Here is a 24541-nt window from a genome sequence, read left to right as displayed (position 1 = left end):
ATGACAATTCGTCGGCTACCCCAGTCCGTACGCGGCCTGCGTCGAGGGTCACCGGTGAGCGCGACCTCGATCGCCAAGGTGGTCGGCGTGTCCACCGACTTCATCTACCGCCACCCCGTCCTGCGCCCGCACATCGAAGCCTTGCGCCGAGCACGCCGCGGCAACGGCCCCGCCGAAGCCACCGCCCACCCCGACGCCGAGGCCGCTGCCAGCACACTGGTCCGCCGCCTCATTCAGCAACTCGCCACCGAGCGCCGCAAACACCGAGAAGAGGTGACACAACTGCGAACCGCGCTGGAGACGGCGCAGGGCGGACTACTCCCCCTGTGCCGCCAACTCGCAGACCGACAGTGAACCGGTTCAATACGCCTTTTGCCGCAAAGGGAAACCGGTCTCCAGTACCCCCGCACGCTTCCCCTCCGGCATGCACGAGGTCAAGCTGGTGAGTCCACTGAACGTTGTCCCAGTCCTGCAGGAGTCCTGTGGCAGGCGACGTTCACAGCGGTAGCGGTCTCACCTCCGGCCCGCGACCGGGGCGGAGCTCCCTGGGGAACGTGTGGCGTGGCGGATGTTCCGCGGCTGGCCATGCGATGTCGTCAACGGCGAGAAACGGCTCGTTGGCCACGGCCGCCGGGGTTGCCCCGGTGAACTCCATGACGTCCCGATGCAGGTGGGACTGGTCGGCGTAGCCGGTGTCGGCCGCAACTCGGGCCGCGCTCTCACCCGCGACCAGGCGGTGGGCGGCATGGTCGAAGCGGACCAGTTTCACGGCGCGCTTGGGCGGCAGGCCGAGCTGCGACCGGAACCGGGACCACAGCCGCTTGCGGCTCCATCCGACCTCGGCGGCGAGTCCGTCGACCCGGATCAGGCCACGGCTGACGGCGATCCGGTGCCAGGCCCAGGACACCTCCGGGTCCACCGGCGTCCCCGCCTCATGCCTGCGGGCGAGCAGCGCGTCCGTCAACACGAAGCGATCCTGCCAGGACGGGACATCGCCGAGTTGCTCGCGGATCCGTGACGCCTCCCGGCCCCACAGGTCGCCCAGCGACACGACGGCGCCGTCGAGGTCGGCGGGGGAGGTACCCAGAACCGCGCGTGCGATCACCGGGGACAGGCGCACCTGTACGCATTCGACGTTCTCTCCCCGCGCCCGGACCGCGCCGCCGGACCCGAGTCCGGGCCCCGCAACGAGGCTTCCCCGCTGCTGCCTGGAGGCACAGTCAAGGACGGGTGCACCGGCGCCGAACTCCAGGAGCAGAGTCACGGCCGGGTGCGGGACGATCTGGAGCCCCTCCAGGTCACGGACACGGAACCCGGCCATGGTGAGTCCGGCCACCCGGCTGGGCCGCTGAGGGCATACGACGTCCCACACAGCCGAACCGTGCATGAAAGTCCGCACCATCCCATGCTATCTGAGGCCGCGAGGGGAACATTTATCCAATCCACCGTTGAGTACCGGCGGCGACATTGGGCTCATGACTGTTTCTGACGGCGGACCGCACGTGAATGGCGGCACCGAAGCCACCGAGAGTTCGACCCTGTCGCTGGACGACGGCGACATCCACGTGTGCCAGGACGGGCCCCGCGACGCCCCTGCACTTCTGCTCATCCACGGGTCCGCATCGTCGACCCGTTCGTGGGACCCGATGGTTGCGCTGCTGACCGGATCTCACCGCGTCGTCCGGATCGACCTGCTCGGGCACGGCCGGTCGGCAAAACCGGCCGACCGCAGCTACGCGATCCCGGACCAGGCACGCCGGGCCGGCGTGGCGCTGGACCGGCTCGGCGTCGAGCACGCCGTGGTCGTCGGTCACTCCAGCGGCGGCGTGGTCGCCACCGCCCTCGCCGAACAGCGGCCCGACCTGGTGACCGCCCTCGCGCTCATCAACACCGGCCCTAGCCTGGACGCCTTCATCCCATCAGAGTCCGCCGCCATCGGCCTCTTGCAGTGGCCGCCGACCGACGAGCAGCTCCGGCAGTTCGCGAGCACGGGTTTCAGCCGCGTGGGCTACCGGATCCCGGAAGAGCTCCTGGCCGATGTGCGCGGTATGACGTACCACTCCCTCACCACGACGATGCGGGCCACCCGCTCCTACCTCGAGCAGCGGACGCTTCCGGAGCGGCTGACGGTTCTGGGCAAGCCACTACTGGTGATCTTCGGCGAGGACGACCGCAGATGGCGATCCGCATCCGCCTCCGACTACCGCGCCGTTCCGGGCGCAAAGGTCGAGCTGCTGTCCGGACTCGGACACTCACCCATACTCGAGGATCCCCCGCGAGCCGCCAGCCCCCTGCTGGCCTTCACCGCGATCCACGCCGTACGGGCGAACTGAACGACAAGGAGACATGCCATGCGGATTCTCGTCTCCGGCGCCAGCATCGCCGGTCCGGTGCTGGCCTACTGGCTCACCAGACACGGCTTCTGCGTCACCGTCGTCGAGCGCGCGCCAACGCTGCGCAAGACCGGCGGCCACGCCGTCGACCTCTTCCGGCCCGCGATGAACATCTCGGAGAAGATGGGTGTGCTCCCGCGCATCGAGGAGCGGGCCACCGGCACGAACCGAATGACCGTCTACCGGGAGGGCGCACGGCGTCCCGTCCGGGCGGACCTCTCCAAGATCTTCAGCGGCACCTCCGACCGGCACGTCGAGATCATGCGCGACGACCTGAGCGAGATCTACTACGACGCCACACGCGACGACGTCGAGTACGTCTTCGGCGACTCGATCACCGCGATCTCGCCCGATGGCGAGGTGCGGTTCGAAGAGGCCGCGCCGCGCCGCTTCGACCTCGTCATCGGCGCGGACGGGCTGCACTCCAACGTGCGCCGCCACGTCTTCGGCGACGAGTCCCGCTTCAGCGCCTTCACCGGGGCCCACTTCGGGGTGCTGACCCTGCCGAACGTCTCCGACCTCGACGGCGAACTCCTCATCCACGTCGGCGTCGGCCGCACGGCCGGCATGTACGGCGCACGGCACCTCGGCGACGCGCGGGCCTTGTTCCTGTTCCGCAGCAAAGGCGAACTCGACTGTCACCACCACGATGTGCCCCGGCAGAAGGAGCTGCTGCGCGGTGCGTTCGCCGGCATGCACGCCCACGTGGACCGCTGGCTGGACGAACTCGACCGCACCCCGGCGTTCTACTTCGACTCGATCACCCAGCTCCGCATGGACACCTGGTCGCAGGGGAGGGTGACGCTCGTCGGCGACGCAGGCTACTCCCCCGGCCCGGCCGTCGGCGGCAGCACCACCCTCGCCGTCGTCGGCGCATACGTCCTCGCCGGAGAGCTGGCACGCGCGGGCGGCGACCACGAGCACGCCTTCCCCGCCTACGAGCGCATGATGGCGGAGCACGTGCGCGGCAGCCGCATGGCCGCGCTGAGCGCGGCGAAGACCCTGATCCCCATGTCCCACCTCGGCGTGTGGGGACTGGCCCAGGGCGCCCGCCTGATCTCTGCCCTGCCCGCAGGCCCCAGCCGCGCCCTCCTCCGCCTGACCACCAAGAGCGCACGCCTCTACAACTCCATGGCCGTCGACGACTACCCGCCGTTGCCCACCGCATCGCGAGGCCGGGTCGGCCTCGCGGGCGACTTCGGAGGCGGGCTCGGCGCGGAGTGAGGGGTGCTCGTCGCCGTCTGCCTGACCCACAGCGCCAAGATGTTCGTACCAAACAGGACACGGACCGCGCGCACTGCTCGGCCATCAGGGTCGACCAAACCCAGGACAGCCGACGCACGTTGGCCACCGCCACCGGATCCGGATCCGCGATCCCGCCGAAGTGCTGCAGCCCCGGCGGCCGGTACCACAACCGGATGCCGTGCTGGTCACAGCCGCACCTCAGGGCCTCGCCCTTGAGCTCGGCGGCGTTGTCCCCATACAGCTCGCGCGGCTTGCCGATCATCGGCCAGACCGCCGCCACCCCCAGCCGCTCCAGCCACGGCCGCTGGTCGCAGGCCGCGCGCGCCAGACACAGCCCGACCGAGGCCGCCGACGGCGCCTGCAGCGTCACGACCAGGCCCACCACACACCGGCTCGCCACATCGATCGCCGCCGTCACATACGGCCGGCCGATCGGCAGCCGGTGCTGCTCGTCCACCACGATCACATCACCGGCGTGTGGTCGACCCGGACCTGCTCCAGCAGACCGGTGACCGCGGGCGGCATCCCCCCGGGCGGCCGTAACCGGCGGGCCGCCTCGTCACCCTCCCGCGCTGCGACCGAGGACGCCGGATCCAGCCCGGCGATCCGCCGCACCACCGTTGCCCGCGAGGGCACCCGCAGGCCACGAAGGCGGCTGGCGCTCGATCTCCCGGCAGACGGCCGCCACGGTCCGGCGCTGCCGAGCCAGGTACCGCCTGCGCAGCACCTCGACAACGCGCCCGGAGATCGTCGGACGGCCGGCCCCCGCCTCGTCCACCGCTGGAACGGCCCGGCAGCAGGTCTGTCACCACTGTCTCGCCCGCGCGCCACCGCCCCTGCAGCACGTACACCTGACAGTGGCATAGCCCCAGCATCGCGACGGCCTCGTCCGCGTCCGCCATCCCCACCCTGCTCCGTACGGCCGGCAGATGCTCCACCGCAGCGAGCATCCCGATCTCCACGGCCGTGACAGCGTCCTGTGGAGCTCTCTGGTGCTCCAGATGAATGACGCCGACCCACACGATGCTCGTGGGCGTCACGGGTCGGGGACACTGGTAGGTCGGCCGCCCCGAGGGCCGGTCGGCGTCTTCCAGCACACTCAACCTCACGGCCTTCGGACGTCATTCCCTCCGGAACTCGCACCCGATCGGCTCGTCGCCAGCGCGATGCGGGACGCTGGCAGGGTGCCCAGACCGTGGCCCGCCTGCCGGCGCCGACGCACCAAGGCCCGCAGCAAGAAGAGCGCCACCAGCAAATACCACGCGAACTACGGCAAGCACCCCCAACAAGCCCAGCGCTACACCGCTCACACCGCCATCCAAGTCTTCGAGGCCCAAATCGCTCCCCGCCCCCGGCGTTGACCGGGTTGCACCGCAGGGCACAGGTCTAACGCAACGGTGTTGACGTCGGGGTTCGAAACTCTTTGCTCGCGACAGAGCGGCGCCTATCTCGCGCGTGTTTCCACTGGGGTCCGTAGAGCGAGGAGGGCGACGTCGTCGTCGTTGTCGGCGGGGCGGACCCGGCGCAGGAGCTGGTCGGCGAAGGAGGCGAGGGAGCGGTGGGCGAGGGCGGCCGCGTGCTGGCGCAGCCGGCCCAGGCCCTCGTCCAGGGAGTGCCCGGCTGCTTCGATGAGGCCGTCGGTGTACAGCAGGAGGGTGGATCCGGGCGGCAGCACGGCGGTGGCGTCGGGGCGGGGCGTGCGGCTGTCGGTGCCCAGGAGGATGCCGTGGCCGTCGGTGAGGCAGCGAGTGAGGCCGTCCCGGCTGACCAGCAGGGGTGGCGGGTGGCCGGCGTTGGTCCAGGACAGTTCCCAGTGGCCGTTGTCCGCCTGATCGAGGCGGGCGAAGATCATGGTGGCCATGGGCACGTTGGTGATGTGCGTGATCGCCTCGTCGAGCCGCTGGACGATCCGGCTGGGGGGTTCCTGCTGGGACCAGGCGTAGGCACGGAGCACGTTGCGCACCTGCGCCATGCCGGCCGCTGCCTCCAGGTCATGGCCGACGACGTCGCCGACGGCCAGGGCGGTGGCGCCGTCGGACAGGCGGAAGGCGTCGTACCAGTCGCCGCCGACCTGTGAGGCGTGGGGTGCGGGCAGATAGCGGGCGATCATCTCCAGCCCGGGCACGCGGGGCAGCTGGGGCAGCAGGTGGTTCTGCATGGTCTCGGCGACCTTGCGCTGACGCTGGTAGAGGCGGGCGTTGTCCAGAGCGACCGCGGCCCGGCGTGCGATGTCCTCGATCAGCGGCAGGTCGGCGGTGGTGAAGTCCCCAGCCTTCTCGGCGCGGCCCAGGGTCAGGGCCCCCAGGACCTCCCGGGTGCTGCGGATGGGGACGATGGCCGCGGAGCGGATGCCAGTCCTCTCGAACAGGTGGCGCTGTTCGACCGCGATGCCGGAATCGGGTGGCTGCTGGTAGGTCGTGGGACCGGCGAGGGTGGAAGCAACCCCGCGCAGCGCTCTGGACAGGGGCATCGGGGATTCTTCCGGCACCGGGGGCATCGGTCCTTGCAGCTCTTCGTGGCGCACCAGCACGCCGTCTTCGGCGTGGACCACAGCGGTGCGCCACACCTCGTCGCGCTCCGTGATCAGGTCGATGACCACCCAGTCCGCCAGCCGGGGCACGAGCAAGGCCACGAGCCGGCGCAGCGCCTCGTTGGTATCGAGGGTGGAAGTCAGCTGCGTCGTTGTCTCCGCGAGCAGCGCCAGCCGCTCGAGCTCCGTCAGCGCCTCACGCACCGTCTCCGGCCGCGGGCCCGCTTCCTGCGGTTGCTGGTCGCAGTGGAAGACAACGAGCGTGGCGGCCTCCCGGTCACCGGTGTCGTAGGGAGTGATCACCCAGTTGATGGGCAGCAGGGAGCCGTCACCGCGGGCGAACCACTCTCCTTCGCCCTGGGCAGTGCGTCCGGCGTGGAAGGCCTGCCGCATGCTGCATCGGCTGGTCGGCATCGGCTGGCCGCTGGCATCGCGGTGCAGCAGATCGTGCGCGTCACGGCCGACGAGGTCCTCAGCGGGCCGGGCCAGCAGCTGCTCGGCTCGGGCGTTGACCGCGATGATGCACCCCTTGTCGTCCACCACGTACGCCCCCGCGCCGATGGCGGACAACGCCCCACACACAGTGGTGTCAGCCGCCCCACGGGACCGCTGATCCATGCTCTCGGTCCGCTCAGGCTCCGCCACGCGCGTGCCTCCTTCATGATCGCCGGTCGTGCCGCCCGCTGCGCACCCGGACACTGCGTACTGTCCTGCGTTCCTTTCCCAGCTACCCCCTTGTACAGACATGCCGGCTCTTGCCCCCGGCGCGCGCCGGGGACGCATGCACCGCTCTCCTGACTACTGGGCCAGTGACATCAGAAGGTCTGGTGCCGCGGGATGCACGCACGTCGCAGGTGGCCATGAGGTACGACGAGTTCCTCGCCCGCGTACGCGAGCGCGGCGAATACACCGACCAGGACGAAGCCGCCACCATCACCGAAGCCGTCCTGGGCGTGCTGCCTCAGCGGATCACCCCAGGAGAGGTCGACGACCTCGCCTCCCAGTTGCCCGGCCCGCTCGGACAGGTGCTCGCCGACACCAAGCAGCAGCAACCCGAGAGGTTCGGGATCGAGGAGTTCTACCGCCGGGTCGCGTAACGTATCGGGGCACGGCCACGCACCGCCGAATGGGACGCCAGCGCCGTCCTGACCACCGTCGCGGACACCGTCAGCGGCGGCGAGCCGAACCAGATCATCAGCCAGCTCCCCTCCAGCTACGCCCTCCTGCTCGGCAAGCCCGACCTCGCCGACTGAGAACGCCGCCTCCCGACGAACTGGCCCAGCAGCCGGACCCGCCAAGCGGCTGTGACCTTGAAGGCCCTGGCAATCCGGGCCGCGCAAAGACCCAGCGGCTGTGAAAGACGCGTGCGATGCGGGTTGAGTTTTGATGTCACCGCTCGACGAGAACCCAGCAAGGACCGAACGCCGAGTGCAGGCAAAGCCAGATGCCTGGGCGCCTGTCCTTGCCAGGCTTTCCTGGTTCGGATCACAGTCGCCGGACCGCCTGCTTGTCGTGACCAGGGTGCCAGAGGCACATCGGGGTAGGCGCATCTTAAGGCCGGGGCACCCGTCCCGAACGGATCTTCCGGATCTGGGGTGCCCTTGGCCTGTGGCGCCCGGCCCCGCTACGCCCGCTCCCCCGGCGCCTTCAGCAAGGACATCGATACCCTCGGCTGGCTGCCGGCCTCCCACGCCGCCGTCGCCCTGCCCGCACCATCGACCAGCTCGAGCACGCCCTGAGGACCCGTCACGTCATCGGCGAAGCCATGGGCATCCTCATGGAACGCCACCACCTGAGCGAGGACGACGCCTTCAACGTGCTGCGCCGCATCTCCCAGCATCACAACATCAAGCTGCGCGACGTCGCCCAGCGGGTCACGACCGGACGCACCGACAGCGCCTGATCACCCAGTCCCCGACGCGCCTTGCGCGCTTCCACCCGAGGCAGTCGGATGCCACCCATGAGGCGGGATCGGCCGGGCGCGGGGCGGGCAGGCGACGGGGGGACGCACCCGCCCGCCCCGCGGGCAGTGGCCCGTACGGGGGGAACGGGCCTTGCGGGGGCCGGCATGACCAGCCCGTGAAGCACAGCGTCTCACAGACCACAGACGTCACACTGCATGCGGTCACCAAGTGCTCGCGCCAACCGTGCCCGACGGCAGCCCGGCCGGTGATGATCACGCCCCCTCCCGCAGCATGAGGGGGCCGGTGCCCGTCAGGTGGAACAGCCGCCCGACCGCTGGAGTCACCGGTCCCGACACAGAAAACGCACCCCCGCGTCCCGACAACGGCTGCGGGCTGCGGGCAGGACGTTCAGCCCCTCACCCGCCGCCGACACCACCGTCCGGCCCTACGACGTGGTGCTGGATAGACGCAACCGCTCGCCAAGCGGATCGCCAGAGCTGCTGTCCACGCGCTCAGCGTCCCGACCGGGCCGCGTCAACGGTCAGCCCCGGCCGGTCTCGATACTCGGTCGGGTGAAAGCGCTCAAGTGGAGCCGCTTTGCCCACGTATGTGGTGGCGTTCTTCGGGTAATCGGACTTGTGCTGGGTGAAGGTGCGAGGACTTGGGCGGCTTATGAAGCAGGCTGCTGACGGTGAGGGCCGGGCGCTGTCCGATGGGCCGATCTCGGTGTCGGCCGCATTCGAGGGCAATGAATCGATTGCTGAGGCGCGCGCTCACGCATGGGTGTTCCTGCGGTATCTGCAGGCCGAGCGCGGGGTGCCAGTATCCGAGCGGGCGATGGACATGGTGCAGCTGGTGGTGAGCGAGCTGGTGACCAACACCCGCAAATACGCTCCGGGCCCGTCTCTGCTGACACTCGACGCCCGCGACGGTGCCGTCTCGGTAACCGTCTGGGACACCGAACCACAGCTGCCGGTGGTCCGGGACACCAACCCAATCCGCGTGGGACAGCACGGACTCGAGATCGTGATGGCCGTCTGCCGGAGCTTGGAGATGCACCGCGAACCGGTGGGCAAGCGGATCACAGCCACGATCGACCTTGCCGAAGACCCAGTGGGAGACGTGGCCGATCGCCGGCCCTGACCAGGTGGCGCATCACGTGTTTGGCGCCGCCGGCCCGTGGTACTTCAGGCTTGTGGACCGCGGTTCGGGCCAAGGGCCGTGGACCGCATCCTTCAATCGTGGGGCTCGCCAGGTGGCCGGGCCCCACGATCACGTCGATCTCCAGGCCCCGTGGCTGCCAGTGCCGTTCCGACAGCCCGCAGGCCCCCGATCGGCACCACCGGCTCGCGGCCTCAAAGGAACCCACCAAGCTGTACGCGGGGCGGCACTGAGATACGGCCCCGCATGCAAGCGGTAGCAGGCGCCCGTGGCAGACCGGGATTCCCGTCACGGGTGGACCGGATCGCTTGGCGATGCTGGTCTTCCGCTCTGCTGCGGAGTTCAGTCAGACCTTGCGCTCGTAAGCGCGGATTTCGGTCGCGATGGCAGCGAAGGAGCCGCCGTCGGGGCCGCCGTGGAGCTGCAGGACGTCATGGCCTTCGGCGGTGAACTCGTAGGTGACTTCGTGCCAGTAGTAGTGGTGGTGCACGCCGCTCGTTGAGATTCGTGGCGCAGGATGTCGAGAACGGGCCACCGGCTCCGTCCCAGGGGCATCGGCGGCCACCACCGGCCGCACGCGGAAGAAGGAGAGACCAGCATGGCGATTCAGCGGATGGACAACGTCGGCATCGTCGTCGAGGACATGGATGCCGCCATCGCGTTCTTCGTGGAACTGGGTATGGAGCTGGAGGGCAGGGCGGAGGTCAAGGGTCTCGTCGCTGACCAGTGCACCGGACTCGACGGCGTCCGCTGTGACATCGCGATGCTCCGGACCCCGGACGGTCACGGCCGGCTTGAGCTGGCGAAGTACCGCAGCCCCGCGGCGATCAGCGCCGAGCCGCGCAACAAGCCGCACAACATTCTGGGCACGCACCGCGTCATGTTCGCCGTCGACGACATCGAGGACACCGTTGCCCGCCTGCGCACTCACGGCGCCGAACTCATCGGCCAGTTGGCACAGTACGAGGACAGCTACCGGCTCTGCTACGTCCGCGGCCCCGAGGGCATCATCGTCGGACTGGCCGAGCAGCTCAGCTGAAGGGTGGCGGGGATCCGGTGCACCCCCGCGCGCTGCCTGGAGGCTTCCCGGGTCAGCTGCGCCAGCGTCCGAGCCAGCCGCCGGCCTTCGAGGCCTGCGCCGCCTCCTGCTCCTGGCGCCCGCGTTCGGCTTGTTCGGCCTGCCGCTCCGCTTCGAGCGCCTGCTCTTGCAGTCGTACAGGTTCGAGTCGCTGTCCCTCCGGCCCCAGTCGACCGCAATGCTGGCCTTCCACCGACCGTCGGTGAATTTGGTCCCGCAGTCGGCGTACACCCAGACGCCTGGCCTCGCGTTCGGCTATCTCCTGCGCTGGGCGGCGCCGCGCGACCGACCAACCTGCCGAAAGGCCGGCCTGGCGCGGCAGAGAAGGCAGCACCCGCGCCCGATCCCACGTCAGGGAGGATTTGATGCCCCGCAAGCGTCCCGGCCGCGTCCGGACCAAGAACACGAACCGCCGTGAGGCGCTCAAGCTCAGCACCATGGCCCCGGAGGACTTCAACGTCCGTCCGGGCGAAGTGAAGTCGATCGCCTGCCCCGACTGCCGTACCTGGCGCCGGAGGCCCCGCTGTCGTCGGGGTGTGTGGTCAGGTGGCGGTGAACTCGTGGGCAGGGCCGCCGCGCCATTCCACCCACTGCGGGGCGTCCAGGATCGTCTCGAGGTCGGCGATGCCAGCGCCTTCGAACAACACGACCAGGTCGTGGTCGCTGTGGGCGGTGCCGAGGACCTCGTCCCGGCCCTGACGGTGCACGGTGACTCTCCGGCCACCCGTACCGGCAGGCCGGTGCACGACGATCGGTGCGCTGGTCACACCGGCCCCAGCAACCCCGTCAGGGACCCATCAGTCCCCTGTCAGGGGCCCATGTCACTCTCTTTCACGTGAACGGCACCGGAGACCACCGAGGCCGGGAACGAGGAGAGGTGCCCGGAGTGGTTGATCGGGGACCAGCGAGCACGCCTCAAGGTCGGATCCTTCAGGGATCCACGCAGGTTCGAATCCTGCCCTCTCCGCCCCATGCAGCACCGCGCTCACCGACGAAAGGCCCGGTGAGCGCGGGCCGCTGTCGAGGGCGGGTCAGTTGCTGCAGGTGTGGAGCATCGAGGACAGCGCCGTCTTCTCCTTGTCGGTAGTGGTCACCTTCCAGATCGACTTGAGGCGGGTGTAGTCCTTGGCGTAGGTGCACCAGAACGCGTGGTTGGTTGGCTTCCAGTCGGCCGGCCCGCTGTCGGACTTCGACGAGTTCGCAGACTCCGACGCGATGAGCAACTGGGGGTCTTTGAGGTCGTTGCCCAAGGCCTTGCGCTGCTCCGTACTCCAGGTGTCGGCGCCGGCGCGCCAGGCTTCGGCCAGGGGGACCATGTGGTCGGATTTGTCCTGGACGTTTTGCCGTGGCGGGCCAGGACGTCCTGGCGGGTGGTACAGCCGTCGGGCTGGGTGCCCCAGATGTCGAACTTGTCGCGGGCGTAGCCGTCCATCGAATGCGGCGGGGCGACCCGTGAGTGCGCGTTTCTTATCAGGAGGCAGGTGCAGTTCGGTGAGCACGGCGCCGGGCCGCGCTCCGCTGGATGGCTGCGTGGGTGAGAACGGCCCGGCCCTGCCCGTCAGGGACGCGGGGCTTTCTCGCCGTGTACGGCTGTGTATTCGGCTGCGAGCCAAGGGCCGAGGTCGTTGATGAGCATCCCGAGGACCGCCGGGTCGGGCGAGGGTGCACGACCAATTGACGCGGCGACACGCATCTGCTCGACGCGCTCGGGGTAGTAGCGGCCGAAGAGCTCGGCGGACTGGTCGAGGTCACTGGTCCAGCCGCCCCATCGGGGCATGATCAGAGTGAATCCCGTGCGGACGATGCGACGGCCGACGAGTCGGCCGAGGGTTCGGCGATGGGCGTCCGTGGTGGCTTCTGCTGCTTTGGCACGCCAGCGTGGAAGCACGCGGGCGAGGTCACCGTTGGTCTCCCGCGCGAGTAGGGCAGTGGGGCGAAAACGGGGCAGCTCTTCTGCGAGGTCAGGGCCCAGCAACGGGGTGCAGAGGCAGGCGATGAAGAATCCGCCATCGTGACGTTCAACGTCGCTGAGCAGAACCCGCGTGCTGGTCAGCAGGATCCCGACGCCATCGATCTGCGGGAATGTACGGTCGAGTGCGGCCTCGATCGCTTTGGCGTCAGCGCGGTCGGCTTCGGTGGGCTCGTCGTGGAGGGCGAGCTGGAGGTCGAGGTCGGAGACTCCAGGAGTGGCGGTGCCACGGGGGATACTGCCGTAGAGGTAGGCGCTGTGCAGGCGCGTTATGTCGAACGTCGCGGTGACATGAGCGCGGGCCGCATCGACGACGGGGACGAACGCTGCCGGCACTCGGTCCAGTGCGCCTTCGCGCGCGATCGTTCCGTCGCGGTCCAGCCCTCGTTCATCCATGGGGCCACTGTGCCTTGTGCTGCTGCGTGCTGCCGAGCGGATTTCTGAGGCGGTGTGGATGCGCGAATCGCACCGCCCGGGCTGGGTCAGCAAGAAGCGGTGCCGGCACGGGACGGCGGAGGTGCCGGATGCGGCCGGGAGTAGCGCCGTCAGCTGTCGGCCGATGCCGGTTTCTTCGGCCAGCCGGGGGTGGCCCCCCTTCCGTGCGAGGCGCCTGGTCATGAGGGTGACGGCGGCCCAGGTGATCAGGGTCTCGGAGTGTTGGATGAGCCGTTCGTAGTCCCTTGCGTGGCGGCGGGCGTGCATCATCCACGCCAGTGACCCGCGGCGGGGATGCTTCTCCGCCCGGCCGCCCTTGCTGGTCTCGCAGGCCGGGGTTGGGCAGCAGTCCTTCGAGCAGCGCCCATTCCGCGTTCGTGGTGTCCGAGGGGTACGGCGTCGGCGCATGAGGGGGTGCCTTCGAACGAGCGCGGCGGGGCCACCCGCAGGGCGGTCCCGCCGCAGGTCAGGAGCTGGCGATGAGGTCGAGGGTGGACTCGATCGAGTCGAGCTGGGCGACGATGTGCTTGACTCACTTGTCGCCCGGGTGTGAGGCGCGGGGCATGCCTACTCACCCTTCAGCAGACGGGCCAGTTCGTCGTCCATGTCGACCTTTCCGGTGTCCACGGCGGTCTCGATCCAGTCCAGCGTCGCCCGCACCTTCGCGACGTTCTGGTGCACGATCGTGCGTTCGTCGTCGCTCAGAGCAGCAGGTCACCCTGGAAGAGTTCGACTTGACCGCCTCTTCGAAACTGCCTGCCGCCCAGATCCGCGACCCGGGAGCCCTGCGCTGGCTGCATGCCGGCGAGTCGGTCATCCTCTTCGGACCGGTCGGCGCCGGAAAGACACTCATCGCCCAAGCCCTCGGCCACCTCGCCGTCCGCCAGGGCGCTCACGTCCGCTTCGCCAAGACCAGCCGCATCCTCGCCGACCTCGCCGGCGGCCACGCGGACCGCACCTGGGAGAAACGGATCCGCGAACTCGTTCGCCCCGACGTCCTCATCGTCGACGACTCCGCGATGCGCCAGCTGTCCGCGGACCAGGCTGACGAGCTCTACGAACTCGTCTCCGAACGGCAGGGCCGATACCTGATCATCACCAGCAACCGGGCGCCCAGCGACTGGTCCCTCTTCCCCAACCCCGTCGTCGCCGAATCACTCCTGGACCGACTCATCAACACCAGCCACCAGGTCATCATGAACGGCCCCAGCTACCGCCCGAACAAGCGACCAAAGAACCCCACCAACAAGCCCGATGAACCAATCACCTAGTGCTGTGACCGGAAAGGTTCGCCGGGTTAGGCGCGGACGAGCAGTTGGAATGGGCTGGGCGGTCTGTGTGCCGGGGGTGGGAAGATCGCGGCGTGACTATCACCCTGCATGACTTTGATGGTGAGCACTCGCTGACGCTCGATGCCGGCGACCTGGCCGCTGATGCGGCAGTGGTTGCCACCGGACACGAGCCGAACGGGTACTTCTGGGAAGGTCTTGTGCAGTTCGCCTGGCCGGATCTTGCTGAGCGCCTCGACTTCGACAGCGAGGACGGCATGTTCTGTGCGCTTGGGAGCTTGAGTGACCTCACGCAGCTCAAGACTGCCCTTGAGCCCGTGATCTCGAGTCCCAGCGTGGTGCGCGAGCTTGTTGCACGTGCGGAGACGGCAGGCTTCGAGTTCGACGACTGATGCTGTGCCCAGCAGGTCTGCCGGTTCAGGCCGCAAGCTGGAGAGATCTGCCGCCCCAGCGGATGTGTTTATCGCTGCGGATGCGTGCGCGTTCGCGTCGTTGGGCGGCGAGGACGTCCGGGTGGCGGGCGTTCTTGTAGCGCCAGCGCAGGTAGGCATGCAGGGCGCGGGTCTGGACGGTGTGGTTGGGATGGTTCGAGTTGGCGAGGGTGAACTGCCGCAGGGGCCCGAAGTGGGCCTCGATCGGATTGGCCCAGGACGCATAGGTCGGGGTGAAGCAGAGCTCGACCTTGTTCCGGTCGGCCCAGCGGCGGATCCGCCGGTTCAGGTGCGCGGACAGGTTGTCGAGGATCACGTAGATCGGGGCGCCGTCCGGGCGGGCCGCGCGGATCGACCGCAGTGCCGCCCAAATGTGGTCGATGCCCTTGCGGCGGCGGACAACTCCCCAGACCGGTCGTCGCCGACCGAGTAGCAACCGTGGAAGTAGGTGATGCCGTGGGTGCGGCGGTAGGTCGCCGGCAGCCGGTCCGGATTCGACCGGGGAGCCCAGAACGATCCTGCGATCGGACGGACGCCGAGCGGGCCGAACTCGTCCAGGGAGAAGGTCCGGTCCGGCCGCTCGGTGAGCGCGAACTCGATCTGGTCGAGCTTGGCGTCGAAGTCCGGGTCCGGGGACTCCTTCCAGGTCTTGGTGCGTTGGAAGGAGATTCCGCGGCGGAGTAGTAGGCAGCGCAGGGCCTCCTGGCCGATCCTCACCGGGCGGGCGATGTTGCGCCGCAGGTGCTCGGCGAGCTTGCGGATTGACCAGCGGGTGAAGGGCATGCCCAGCACGGTGGGCCGGGTGGTGGCCGCCTCAATGACGAAGTCCTCGTCCTCAATGCTCAGCAGACGGGGACGGCCTCCCGCCCACCGAGGGTCCAGAGAGGCCAGCCCCACCTCGTTGAACCGGCGGATCACGCCCCGGACGGTGTGCTCATCGGCCTGGACCAGCTGCGCGATCACCGGGACCGGGCTGCCGCCCGACGAGGCCAGCAGCATCATCGCCCGCCGGAACCGCACCGAACTGGTGCTTCCCCGCCGGACGATTCGCTGCAGCTTCTGTCCCTCCTGCTCGGTCAGCCGGCGAACCCTAACCGGTGATGCCATACCCGCCCCCTGCCGAATGCCGTCACTGGCACCCAGCACAACGAGCAACCCGGCAAAGGTTCGCGGTCACAGCACTAGCAAGCGGCGACAAGGCCAGTGAGGATGCCTGCTGGGTCGTGCAGCAAGCGGGCACCGTCAGTAACGACGCGATGTGTTCCAGGATCGACGGGATCGGTCTTTGGTCAGTTCGGAGAGCCGATGCCCATCTCAACTTCCAGGCCAGAGGCCGTGGAATAGCATCGCTCCGTGATCGCTCCCCACGACTGAGCGCGGATCAGTTCGCCCAGCCCGAGCTCCATGGCCCAGGCATCGTCGAGGAGATATCGGGGCTCGTCCGTGGTGAGCACGACGATGTCGATGTCGGATTCGGGTCGCGTAGCGTTGCGAGCACATGATCCGACCAGAAGCAGACCGATGCGACCGATGACCTCGCCGATCTCGGCGATCCGCTCCGGCGACAGCTCGGCGCGGGTCTCGCTGCCTGATTGCCACGAACCACCTCATGCCCCCTCAGCCATCGTTCATGCCTGACTCCCCACCATGCTACGGCGCATCAGGACCTGGGGAATTACGGGCTCTGGCGCTGATCTTGTGACGCGGTAGGCGTCGGTGAGCATCGCCGCCGCGGGCACCGGCCCGCTGTGGATGCAGTTGTATGGGCTCGCTGCTCCTCACCGTCGAAGCGCCCAGGGTGGCGTTCCGTCCGCGGGACGCCACCAACGGATTCGCGGTGCGCCGGGCATCCGGGCATCCGGGCATCCGGGCATCCGGGCGGTCAACGTGGCGCACGACGTGATGGCCGCCTCGCACGCAGCCGGGACGGGGAGCCGGCCATCGCCCGGCAATCCAAGGAGCAGTTCGACGTCTCGATCACCCGGGAGGATCTCGCCGGGCTGCGCAAAGTGACCTCCCTGCCCCTGGCATTCAAGGGCGTGATCACCCGCCTTCGGCCTGCACCGCGTGGTATGCGGCGGGGCCGAAGGCGCCTTGTCGTACGGCCGTTGGGAGCGCGGTGTCAGCCGGCCTGTCCGGTCGGCCGCATGGTGATGTGGTTGATGTCCACGCCCGCGGGCTGGTTGACGGCGAAGACGATCGTGTCCGCGACCTGCTCGGCGGTCATCACCGGCGCCGCCTCGGGGGTGCCGCCGCGCTCGTCCCAGAACGGGGTGTCCACCACCCCGGGGGCGACGACCGTCACGCCGACCCCGTCCTTGCCGACCAGCAGCCGGGTGTTCTCGGCCAGCGCGTGCGCGGCCCACTTGGTGACCGAGTACAGGTTGCCGGGCGTGTTGCGCACCCCGGCGACCGAACCGATGATCACGATCCGGCCCGTGGACTCCCGCAGGTGCGGCAGGGTCTCCCGCACCAGCAGAGCCGGGCCCAGGACGTTGGTGAGGACCATGGCGCGCATGTCCTCGGGGGCGTGGCTCTCCAGGTTGCCGGGCAGTGAGAAACCGGCGTTGGCGATGACGTTGTCCAGTCGGCCCCACGCCTCCACCACGCGGCGCACGGCGGATGCGACGTCGTGCGCGTCGCTGGTGTCGCCGGTGATCGTCAGCAGCCGCTCGCCCGCTGCGGCCGAAGCAGCGAAGGCGGCCAGCTTGTCCGCGTCACGTCCGGTGACGGCCACGCGGTGGCCCTGCTTGAGCAGGGCGCGGGCGGTGGCGGCGCCGATTCCGGTCGAGCCACCGGTGATCAGCGTGACGGGTTCCATGGGACGGCCTCCTCAGCGATGTGGTCATCGGGGCTCCGCCAGGGCCCCGGATGCCGATGAACGCGAGGTGGCGCGTGAGGTCGACCGACTCCAGGTCGACGGTTCCCCCGAACGCCTGCACTATACCCAGCGATCTTCCCGCCAAGCCGGTACGCCATCGCTGACCGGCCATGATGCCGCACGAATGGGGCCGAACCCGCGCGCCTGGCCCCCCTGTTGGGACCTGCGCGGCGCGCAGGTCCCAGGCTGCGCGCCGGGCGGCGTTGGAGGCGCTGTTCGCGGAACGCAGCCTGACGACGCCGTGGGTACTGTGCTCGTCAACCCGGGCCCCGGGTGTGACCAGGCTCCGGCAAATGCACAATTAATCGCGCGCAAGTCCCCTGAACATGGCAAGCGCAGAACCAGTAATAATCGCGATTGCCGCCAAACTCAACGAGCGACTACCAGAATCCACTGCGACAAGAGCGATAATAAAGCCAAGGCCTAGCAGAAGAGTGGCCACCACCTTCCACCAGAGCTTCAGATACACCATCCGAGCACTGCAAAGGTATACCTAGATTACAATGATGTAAAAATAGAGAGGTATTGCTACGCAAAAGACGCCGATGATAATCAAGGTATTTCGCGCGGATCCGAATCGAGGCTCGCCCGACCTCCTGGCAAGCAGATCGCGAAAACCCCGCACATTAAACAGGAGGGCCACTCCAAAGTTCATGATGATCCCTGCAAGGAAGACCGCAGCAATCAAACCCATCGGGATCCCTAGCTGCCACTACTGCAGTGATTAGACATTTTGAAACCAACCTCGACAAACGGATCATTTGGGAGGACATCAAGACTTGCGCCAGGTCCCGCTCCAGCCTTCTCCATGGGTGTAGCCGCCGCCCATTGTTGTGGGTCCCTGCAGCGCGATTCCCATGCCCCCAGCCCATCCATCGACCACAGTTATGGCGGCCTTGATCATCAGTCAGACGGCAAGGCGCCGAGGAAGACCAGGCCGGAAACGGGCCGCATCAGATGCTTCTCGAGGGCAGCGTAGGCGCGCTTGTCGTTCGCCTCGGCCTGTGCAAGGTATTTCAGGGCCTTGCGGTACGAATCACAGCCGTAATATGCAGGACGACCTCGACTGACGTCGTAGTTGCCCATGTCGGAGAGGTTGAGGCAGCTGTATCGCGGATTGCCGTTGTCGTCGACCATGTTGCCGTTGCTGTCGAAGCCGCCCTGGTAGACCCAGTTGGTTTCAACGGTGAGCCACGCTGCCGTCGTCGCCCTCGTCGGTGCCGCTGGAGGTGGAGTCCCCTCCTCCGTCGTCCATGGTGGTCAGCATGGCGCCGGTGGGATCGCTGCCCGTGGTTGGGTCATTTCCTGCGTAGTCGTATCCGCCGAGCTGGTTGGGGTCTCGCGGGCACCGAGGTTCTCCAGACTGGTGGTGGGGTCGGGAGTTCCGCCGATGTAGCCGGTGTCGCCAGGCCAGCTGGGCGCGGCTGCCGCGCCTGCAAAGCGGCCGCCGCCCGCCTATAGGGCGTCAGCACCGTGTCGAGGCAACGTACATCGCCATCGCCTTCATCAATGGCGAGGAGACCGAGCACGTCGTAGGGTGCTCCGTCTGCGGGACACGTTTCGGCCTCGCGCACGGCCACCGCAGGGACGTCGTCTACGACCGCCCCGCCCGCCGGCAGAAGGCACACCGGGCCCGGCGCCGGGAAACTGGATCAGCAACCAACGCTCGAGGGCCGCTGCGGCTGAACCATGCTGTGCCGCCATGCGACGCACCAGCACCGGTCGTGGACCGCGTATCCGTCTTCGGCATCGGGCTGCTGCTCTCCGCGCCCGCGCCCCGTCGGGGGGAACCGGCCTCGTCGGGGGCGCGGGCGGGGCCTTGACGGTCAGCGGGAACGAACCTCGATGGGGGTGCTTTGGCTCGTCTCGCTTCCCACCTGGAACGTCAACGACGTGCGGCCCGTGGTGTTCGGGTCGATGGCCTTGACGGCCACCCACGCGGTGGATTTGGAGGACTTGCCCGTCAGTGCCAGGTTGACCTTGGAGAAGGTGAGAGTCTGACCGTCCTGGGACAGCTGGCCGATGAAGTGCTTCTGCGCTCCGTCGGAGTCCAGCACGGTCAGCTGGTAGCCGGGGTTGCCTTCCTCCACGAACTGCAGTCCCATCCCTTGGGGCAGGCTGACCCGGACGGTCTGCTCGGGCACCGGCCCTTCGGTGGTCTCGAGACGCACCCCGGGATAGCCGACCGGGCCGCCGGCGGTCAGATGGACGTCCGGCGGTCCGCCCGGGGCGACGGAAAAGCTGGCACTGCGGGTGGCGGTGTAGCGGAAGTAGACGCTGCCGATCTGGAAGGCTTCTTCCGGCTTGTCCGGATTCCAGCTCAGGGTGCTGGTCTTGCCGTCGGAGGTGTTGGTGGACTGCGGCCAGACGAGGAACCGGTAGTAGCCCCACTTGTCGCCCTCGTCTTGCAGGTTGACGGCGTCGAGGATGCGCTTGTTGCCGGTTCCGGCGTCCGCGTGGCCCTTGACGTTGAACTTGACCGGGGCGGGCGTGAGGTGGGACGGCGTGCCGTCCTCGTGTACCAGCTGGTAGTACACGTGGTCAGCGTTGTTGCCGGCCACGTTGTCCCTGCCCTGGCGGGGGTTGACCAGGTCGATGATGAACTTGTCGGCGATGTAGCCGTTGTCGGACACGTAGCCGAAGCCGGCCTGGCTGTTGGGTGTCCCGCCCCAGGCGGTGTCGTACGGCAGGCGGACGAAGGGCCGCCCGATGCGCCCGTTGTCCGGGTCGTAGAGGGGCCAGAGGACCTCGATCTCCACGTGCGTGGTGCGGGTCGTGCCGTCGTTGAGCGTGACCTTGACGCCGAGCTGGTAGGTGCGGCTGTACTGGCCCCGCTCCGGTGCGGCGTCGACGTTGAGGTCACCGCGCAGGGTGAAGGTGATGACGTCGGAGTCGGCGAGGAACGTCAGGTCGATGACCTCGTACTCCTGGTCGATGCCCATGCGGCCGCGTGGGACCTCGACAGCGGTGATGTAGGACTGGTCGTCCCGGCCCCAGTAGGCGTACTCGACCTTTGTGATCTTGACGCCCATCGGGACGCGGATCCGGCCGTCGTAGCGGAACTCCGAGTCCCACACGGAGAACCGGTTCGCGTACCCGAGGGTTTTGATACTCGTCCATTCCGGGTCCGACGTCTGAGCGTCGACCGGTGATACCGCTAGTGCTGCTGCATTCATGCCAATCTCCCTTTGACTGGAAAATGTGAGGGATATACCGAACGGCGGCAGCCGGCCTGTTCGCTCTTCGCGGTCGCCGCGCCCCAGCGGGTGTGGGACTGCGTGCAGGCACAGCCGCATCGCCGTGCCGCACACGGGAAGGACTTCGGCACAGCTCCTGCCCTTGTTCTTCAACCTCCGCCTGCGTGGGAACGCGGGGGCAACTGCCGAGCAGCCGCCCCGCTGGGCTGTTCGGGCACAGCGGGGACCGTGTGACTGCCGGGTTGCTCAGATGACGTTGATGGTGGTGGAGGGGGAGAGCCGGTCGCCGACGGAGAATTCGACCCGGGTGGCGCCGGGTGGGGTGGCGTCGGAGGCGCTCACGGCGACCCACATGACCGATCGTGATCCGGCATCGGGGATTCCCAGGTCGACATGGGAAAAGGTCAGCACCTGCCCGTCGTCGGAGAGGTTCCCCATGTACACGGTGGTGTTGCGGTTGGCGTCCCAGACGGTCAGCTGGTGGTCGGGATTGTCCGGTGTGCCGAACTGCATGTTGAGGTCGGCTGGGAGGGCCGCGGTGATGGTTTGCAGGGGAATGGCTTGTGATCCGTTGTTGCGGACTTCCACGCCCGGGTAGACGGGTGCCCCTCCTCGTTCCGCGGTGACGGGGTCGCCGCCGGGTGTGACGTCGTAGGCGGGTGTGACGACGACCGTGGTGGAGGCGGAGTTCTTGCCGGCGACGGTGAAGGTGAGGCTGGTGGCTCCGAGCGGGGCGTTGTGGCCGGCGCTTACGGCGACCCACATCACCGACGTCCCGGGCAGGTTCAGGTCCACGTCGGAGAAGACGAGCGTGGCTCCGTCCTCCGACAGCTTGCCCGTGTGGGGGGTTGTCCGTCCGGTAGGGTCCTGGACGGTCAGCTGGTAGTCGGCGAGCGTCTGCGTCCCGTAGAGCAGACCGCGGTCGACGGGCAGAACGACCGACACCGATACCGGGTCGACCTCCACGTCGGATTCGACGTGGACTCCCGGGTACCCGACGGGCCCGCCCCGCGTCAGCGCCACGTCCGGCGGCCCGCCCGGCGTCACCGTGAACTCCGACCACTGCAGCACCACTTGACCGTGGTTGCCTGCGTAACCGATGGGAGACTGGTACAGGGGATCGTCCTTGCCACCGGCCTGGGTGCCCTTGCCCGCCAGCGTGCTCCCCCCGGTCACACCAGGGCCACTCACAAAGCTGCTCCCACCGCCGCCACCGCTTTGCCAGCCGCTTCCCGAGCCACCGTAGGACATCCCTCCTCCGCCTCCCGCGTAGCCGGCGCCTCCCCCTCCATAGGCGCCGTAGTCCTTGCCCCCGCCTCCCCCCATACCGGGGAGCGGTACCTGGCCCCCAGCGGTACCCACCACGTTTGCCCCGCCGTTCTGGCCTGTGTTGCCGCCACGGCCCCCGTACTTGTCGCCCGTGGTCGCACCCGCACCGCCTGTCGAACCCGACGCGCCACGCGCCGGCGTCCCGGTCCACGAACCCCACGACCGGGCCATTCCATCGGAACCGCTCGTGCCACCGCCGCTGCCACCACGCGCCTCGCCGGCATCCAGGGGGCACGAACCGCCTCCTCCAGCGATCAGCAGCGGCTGGCCCAGCCGCTGGCTGAACAAGCCGCTCATCCCACCGCCGCCGTACGGGCCTCCTCCCAGGTCGACCACCACCCGCAGTGTCTCTCCCGGCACGACAGCGATGTCGCCCGTGGCGAATCCGCTCCCGCCCGCCGCGGCGGTGTTTCCACCACCGCCGCCGCCCCAGCAGCGCGCGTTGATGGTGGTGACGCCGGGGGGAACGGTGAAGTCTTGGACGGCTCCGGTGTAGTCGAAGCGCTGGATGTTTGTGTAGGGAGCCAGAGGCGCGCTGATGGTCGGCGCAATGGCAGCACGAGGCTCGATCACCGCGACGGTTTCGGCGGTGGGGAGAAGGGTTGCCTCCGTCATGACGTGCCTTCCTTTCGTTGCAGGTCGACGGGACCGGTTGTGGCTTCTCTGTGCTCCGCGGCACCATGACGGCCGCAGGCGCGGTTCGTCCCCCGGAGAGCGGAGTCGTCCCCAAGGCTGTGGCTCATCTCGCCCACATCGACGAGCGTGCCGATGGCGCGCTTGCGTACGCCGTTGGCCGTGCGCTTCATGGCCAGCGATTCGATGGCGTCGCACCAGGTGGCGATGTCGGGTGTGGCACTCAGTTCGATGGAGCGGGCCGCGGCCCGTTGCGAGGCGCGGGTCCAGTTGTCCGGGTCTTGCAGGGATGTCAGGGCGTCGATCCAGGCGTTGAGGTCGTCGCGGTAGGCGAAGATGCCGGCTTCGCCCAGGGACTCGACGAGTCCCGGGGTGGGGTGGGCGATCACGGGGATGCCTGAGGCGAACGCCTCGACGGCGACGCGTCCCCAGGACTCGTACAGGCTCGGCATGAGCATCACGCGTGAGCGGCTGTAGACGTGCTCGCGCATCTGCTGTCCGGGAACGCCGTCCAGGACCTCGCAGTTCGGCAGCCGTGGTGGCGGCATGATCTGCTGGCCGTAGGCACCTTGGACGCCGAGGAACTTCCACTGTGGTGTCCAGGCGGCGATCTGCCAGAACACCTCACCGCCCTTGTCGGCATTGAGGTTGACCAGAGTCGCGCAGTCGCCGGGTTGCGTACGGTACTCCTCCGCGATGACCGGCGGGCGCACCACGATGCTGTGCCGGGGCAGAAACTCGAGGGGGTAGCGGGCGTAGAAGATCTCGCCGTCCCGCCGGATCCACTCGCTGTTGTAGACGACGAGATCAGCACCCGCCGCGTTGTGGAAGCTCGTCGCGAAGTTGTCGTGACAGATCACGGCCAGCGGGATGAGGCGGTCACGGGCGAGGCCGGCGACCAGGGGCACGTTCTCGTAGTGGGAGACCAGCACGTCCGCTGTGTGGGCGTGGGCGGCGAAGTCGATGCCTTCCTGAAAGGGCACGACCCGCACCCCGTCGACCTCGTAGGTCTTCTCGCTCCTTCCGGGGTGGGACAGCCAGACCTCCACCTGGTGGCCGCGCTCGGCCAGAGGCCGCAGCATCGAGTGCAGCATCCACTCCGAACCCGCGTTGTGATCCGGTGGATACCCGTACACCCGGGCCACGACGGACAAGCACCGCCCAGTAGGTGCCGGGGCCAGTCGATAGGGGCGGGACGTCGTCCTGTCCACCTGTAGAAACTCCCTCCGAACGGGGCAATGCGGGGATGTGGCTTTCGACGCGCCGGGCCGCTGACGATGAGAGGGGGGCGGGCTTATGGGTGCCGGAAGAAGCACGGGCCCGGGAGGTCGGGGTCAGGGTTCGCAGGGCCCCGGCTTGGCGGAGAACACCGGTCGGTCGAACTGCTGGTACTCGCGCGGGAGCAGCGGTGCCACCGGGTCCTCGAAGCCCGGGCGGGCGTGGAAGCACCAGGGCTGGTCGTCCTGGTGCTCGGCCCGGGCGAGCGGCGGGACGATGATGGGCTCCTCCTTGGCCAGCTGGCGCGTGTTGCCCTCAACGTCCTCCGCGCAGACGGAGAGAACGGGCAGCCAGCAGTCCAGCTCCGCCGCGCGGACCGACGGCTGAGCCTGTGCCTGGGTGGCGGGCAGTGCGACTACACCGACGAGAGCGGCGACCATGGCGGCTGCGGCCGCGAGCTTCCGGGTGAGGCGGCTGGTCAGAGGCATCGCGTCCCTTCCCGTACGTCAACTACCTTGCGTATGCGAATAGTTACCGTCCGTTGACAGGATGGCCGAGCCGGGGAAGCGATAAACGATGCAGAGCTAGTTATGAAAATCATGTTATGACGATGAAGAAACCATTGTCTGCTCCCTGACCAGCATCGTTGTCAGACCAGGATGAACGGGTCCGTTCAATGTTCATGGTTGCGTGCGCCGCGCCACCCCCTGGGCCTGTGCGCCGCTCTGCGCGAGGGCACGCGGGCGTACGCTGCCCACCTGGCTCCCGACCTGTCCAACAGCGCGTCGGCCTTCCGGCTGGATCCAGCACGTCGACCGGCCGAGGACTACCCCCTACGAACCCCGGCC

The 24541-nt window shown here is 68.4% G+C and carries 22 protein-coding genes and 7 pseudogenes; 11 read left to right on the top strand and 18 right to left on the bottom strand.

Annotated features, from left to right (window positions below):
* The first annotated feature begins 54 nt into the window (after nt 1–54).
* Nucleotides 55–354 (top strand): hypothetical protein, encoded by a 300-nt coding sequence (locus ACFYZB_RS33955; RefSeq protein WP_388765058.1) that lies wholly within the window; start codon nt 55–57, stop codon nt 352–354.
* A 142-nt stretch (nt 355–496) separates the two neighbouring features.
* On the opposite strand, the gene ACFYZB_RS33950 is transcribed toward ACFYZB_RS33955, so the two are convergent.
* Nucleotides 497–1399, bottom strand: a complete 903-nt coding sequence (locus ACFYZB_RS33950; protein WP_388765057.1) for a helix-turn-helix domain-containing protein — start codon at nt 1397–1399, stop codon at nt 497–499.
* 76 nt (nt 1400–1475) lie between these two features.
* Between ACFYZB_RS33950 and ACFYZB_RS33945 the strand changes: the two genes are divergently transcribed.
* Entirely contained in the window at nt 1476–2333 is an 858-nt protein-coding gene (locus ACFYZB_RS33945; protein ID WP_388765055.1) for an alpha/beta fold hydrolase, read from the top strand.
* Nucleotides 2334–2351: 18 nt separating this feature from the next.
* The gene (locus tag ACFYZB_RS33940; protein WP_388765053.1) at nt 2352–3617 is read left to right on the top strand and encodes an FAD-dependent monooxygenase; all 1266 of its coding nucleotides are present in this window, start codon (nt 2352–2354) and stop codon (nt 3615–3617) included.
* A gap of 483 nt (nt 3618–4100) precedes the next feature.
* Here the strand turns inward: ACFYZB_RS33940 and ACFYZB_RS33935 are convergent, their stop codons facing one another.
* On the bottom strand, nt 4101–4502 hold the full coding sequence (locus tag ACFYZB_RS33935; RefSeq protein ID WP_388765051.1) for a DNA-binding domain-containing protein: 402 nt from the start codon (nt 4500–4502) through the stop codon (nt 4101–4103).
* A gap of 320 nt (nt 4503–4822) precedes the next feature.
* Between ACFYZB_RS33935 and ACFYZB_RS33930 the strand changes: the two genes are divergently transcribed.
* Complete coding sequence (locus ACFYZB_RS33930) at nt 4823–4999, top strand: hypothetical protein (RefSeq protein WP_388765049.1); 177 nt, start codon at nt 4823–4825, stop codon at nt 4997–4999.
* Nucleotides 5000–5082: 83 nt separating this feature from the next.
* Here the strand turns inward: ACFYZB_RS33930 and ACFYZB_RS33925 are convergent, their stop codons facing one another.
* On the bottom strand, nt 5083–6813 hold the full coding sequence (locus tag ACFYZB_RS33925) for a SpoIIE family protein phosphatase (RefSeq protein ID WP_388765047.1): 1731 nt from the start codon (nt 6811–6813) through the stop codon (nt 5083–5085).
* Nucleotides 6814–7028: 215 nt separating this feature from the next.
* Between ACFYZB_RS33925 and ACFYZB_RS33920 the strand changes: the two are divergent.
* The 3 genes and pseudogenes from ACFYZB_RS33920 to ACFYZB_RS33910 all read left to right on the top strand — a co-directional run bounded on the left by ACFYZB_RS33920 (nt 7029) and on the right by ACFYZB_RS33910 (nt 9215).
* Nucleotides 7029–7421, top strand: a pseudogene (locus ACFYZB_RS33920) (DUF2267 domain-containing protein).
* Between the two features lie 357 nt (nt 7422–7778).
* Nucleotides 7779–8071: pseudogene (locus tag ACFYZB_RS33915) on the top strand (ANTAR domain-containing protein); the annotation flags it as partial.
* A 673-nt stretch (nt 8072–8744) separates the two neighbouring features.
* Entirely contained in the window at nt 8745–9215 is a 471-nt protein-coding gene (locus tag ACFYZB_RS33910; RefSeq protein ID WP_388765046.1) for an ATP-binding protein, read from the top strand.
* A 364-nt stretch (nt 9216–9579) separates the two neighbouring features.
* Here the strand turns inward: ACFYZB_RS33910 and ACFYZB_RS33905 are convergent, their stop codons facing one another.
* Nucleotides 9580–9723 carry a hypothetical protein gene (locus tag ACFYZB_RS33905; protein ID WP_388765044.1) on the bottom strand — a complete coding sequence of 48 codons (144 nt, stop codon included), beginning with the start codon at nt 9721–9723 and terminating at the stop codon, nt 9580–9582.
* A gap of 108 nt (nt 9724–9831) precedes the next feature.
* Between ACFYZB_RS33905 and ACFYZB_RS33900 the strand changes: the two genes are divergently transcribed.
* Entirely contained in the window at nt 9832–10272 is a 441-nt protein-coding gene (locus tag ACFYZB_RS33900) for a VOC family protein (protein ID WP_388765043.1), read from the top strand.
* A 581-nt stretch (nt 10273–10853) separates the two neighbouring features.
* Here ACFYZB_RS33900 and ACFYZB_RS33895 read toward each other — a convergent pair.
* Nucleotides 10854–11078, bottom strand: coding sequence for a hypothetical protein (locus ACFYZB_RS33895; RefSeq protein ID WP_388765040.1), 225 nt, complete (start codon nt 11076–11078; stop codon nt 10854–10856).
* Between the two features lie 104 nt (nt 11079–11182).
* On the opposite strand from ACFYZB_RS33895, the pseudogene ACFYZB_RS33890 reads away from it, so the two are divergent.
* Nucleotides 11183–11278 (top strand): annotated as a pseudogene (locus ACFYZB_RS33890).
* A 64-nt stretch (nt 11279–11342) separates the two neighbouring features.
* Here the strand turns inward: ACFYZB_RS33890 and ACFYZB_RS33885 are convergent.
* The 5 genes and pseudogenes from ACFYZB_RS33885 to ACFYZB_RS33865 form a co-directional block, all read right to left on the bottom strand.
* Nucleotides 11343–11627, bottom strand: coding sequence for a DUF1524 domain-containing protein (locus tag ACFYZB_RS33885; RefSeq protein ID WP_388765038.1), 285 nt, complete (start codon nt 11625–11627; stop codon nt 11343–11345).
* Between the two features lie 242 nt (nt 11628–11869).
* Nucleotides 11870–12676: a nucleotidyltransferase gene (locus tag ACFYZB_RS33880; RefSeq protein ID WP_388765036.1), complete on the bottom strand. Its 807-nt coding sequence runs from the start codon at nt 12674–12676 to the stop codon at nt 11870–11872.
* Nucleotides 12677–12828: 152 nt separating this feature from the next.
* Nucleotides 12829–12997 (bottom strand): annotated as a pseudogene (locus ACFYZB_RS33875) (IS5/IS1182 family transposase); the annotation flags it as partial.
* Nucleotides 12998–13181: 184 nt separating this feature from the next.
* Nucleotides 13182–13271, bottom strand: a pseudogene (locus ACFYZB_RS33870) (RacP protein); the annotation flags it as partial.
* Nucleotides 13272–13282: 11 nt separating this feature from the next.
* Nucleotides 13283–13420: pseudogene (locus tag ACFYZB_RS33865) on the bottom strand (DUF6192 family protein); the annotation flags it as partial.
* Nucleotides 13421–13434: 14 nt separating this feature from the next.
* Between ACFYZB_RS33865 and ACFYZB_RS33860 the strand changes: the two are divergent.
* A complete protein-coding gene (locus tag ACFYZB_RS33860) occupies nt 13435–13986 on the top strand; it encodes an ATP-binding protein (protein ID WP_388765149.1) in 552 nt (183 codons plus the stop codon).
* Between the two features lie 92 nt (nt 13987–14078).
* Nucleotides 14079–14396, top strand: coding sequence for an Imm51 family immunity protein (locus tag ACFYZB_RS33855; protein WP_388765035.1), 318 nt, complete (start codon nt 14079–14081; stop codon nt 14394–14396).
* A gap of 25 nt (nt 14397–14421) precedes the next feature.
* Here ACFYZB_RS33855 and ACFYZB_RS33850 read toward each other — a convergent pair.
* The 8 genes and pseudogenes from ACFYZB_RS33850 to ACFYZB_RS33815 form a co-directional block, all read right to left on the bottom strand.
* Nucleotides 14422–15542 (bottom strand): annotated as a pseudogene (locus tag ACFYZB_RS33850) (IS630 family transposase).
* A gap of 182 nt (nt 15543–15724) precedes the next feature.
* Nucleotides 15725–15952: a nucleotidyltransferase domain-containing protein gene (locus tag ACFYZB_RS33845; protein ID WP_388765147.1), complete on the bottom strand. Its 228-nt coding sequence runs from the start codon at nt 15950–15952 to the stop codon at nt 15725–15727.
* Nucleotides 15953–16557: 605 nt separating this feature from the next.
* On the bottom strand, nt 16558–17256 hold the full coding sequence (locus tag ACFYZB_RS33840) for an SDR family oxidoreductase (protein WP_388765033.1): 699 nt from the start codon (nt 17254–17256) through the stop codon (nt 16558–16560).
* A 963-nt stretch (nt 17257–18219) separates the two neighbouring features.
* Complete coding sequence (locus ACFYZB_RS33835; RefSeq protein ID WP_388765031.1) at nt 18220–18453, bottom strand: hypothetical protein; 234 nt, start codon at nt 18451–18453, stop codon at nt 18220–18222.
* A 689-nt stretch (nt 18454–19142) separates the two neighbouring features.
* Nucleotides 19143–20492: a hypothetical protein gene (locus tag ACFYZB_RS33830; RefSeq protein ID WP_388765029.1), complete on the bottom strand. Its 1350-nt coding sequence runs from the start codon at nt 20490–20492 to the stop codon at nt 19143–19145.
* Between the two features lie 267 nt (nt 20493–20759).
* Nucleotides 20760–21689, bottom strand: coding sequence for a hypothetical protein (locus ACFYZB_RS33825; RefSeq protein WP_388765026.1), 930 nt, complete (start codon nt 21687–21689; stop codon nt 20760–20762).
* Between the two features lie 764 nt (nt 21690–22453).
* Nucleotides 22454–23557, bottom strand: a complete 1104-nt coding sequence (locus tag ACFYZB_RS33820; RefSeq protein ID WP_388765025.1) for a glycosyltransferase family 4 protein — start codon at nt 23555–23557, stop codon at nt 22454–22456.
* A 252-nt stretch (nt 23558–23809) separates the two neighbouring features.
* Entirely contained in the window at nt 23810–24181 is a 372-nt protein-coding gene (locus ACFYZB_RS33815; RefSeq protein WP_388765023.1) for a hypothetical protein, read from the bottom strand.
* Between the last annotated feature and the right edge of the window lie 360 nt (nt 24182–24541).

Origin of the sequence: Streptomyces sp. NPDC001852, assembly GCF_042891825.1 — a bacterium.
In the GTDB taxonomy this organism is placed as follows: Bacteria; Actinomycetota; Actinomycetes; order Streptomycetales; family Streptomycetaceae; genus Streptomyces.
This window is presented reverse-complemented; position numbering and strand designations above follow the sequence as displayed.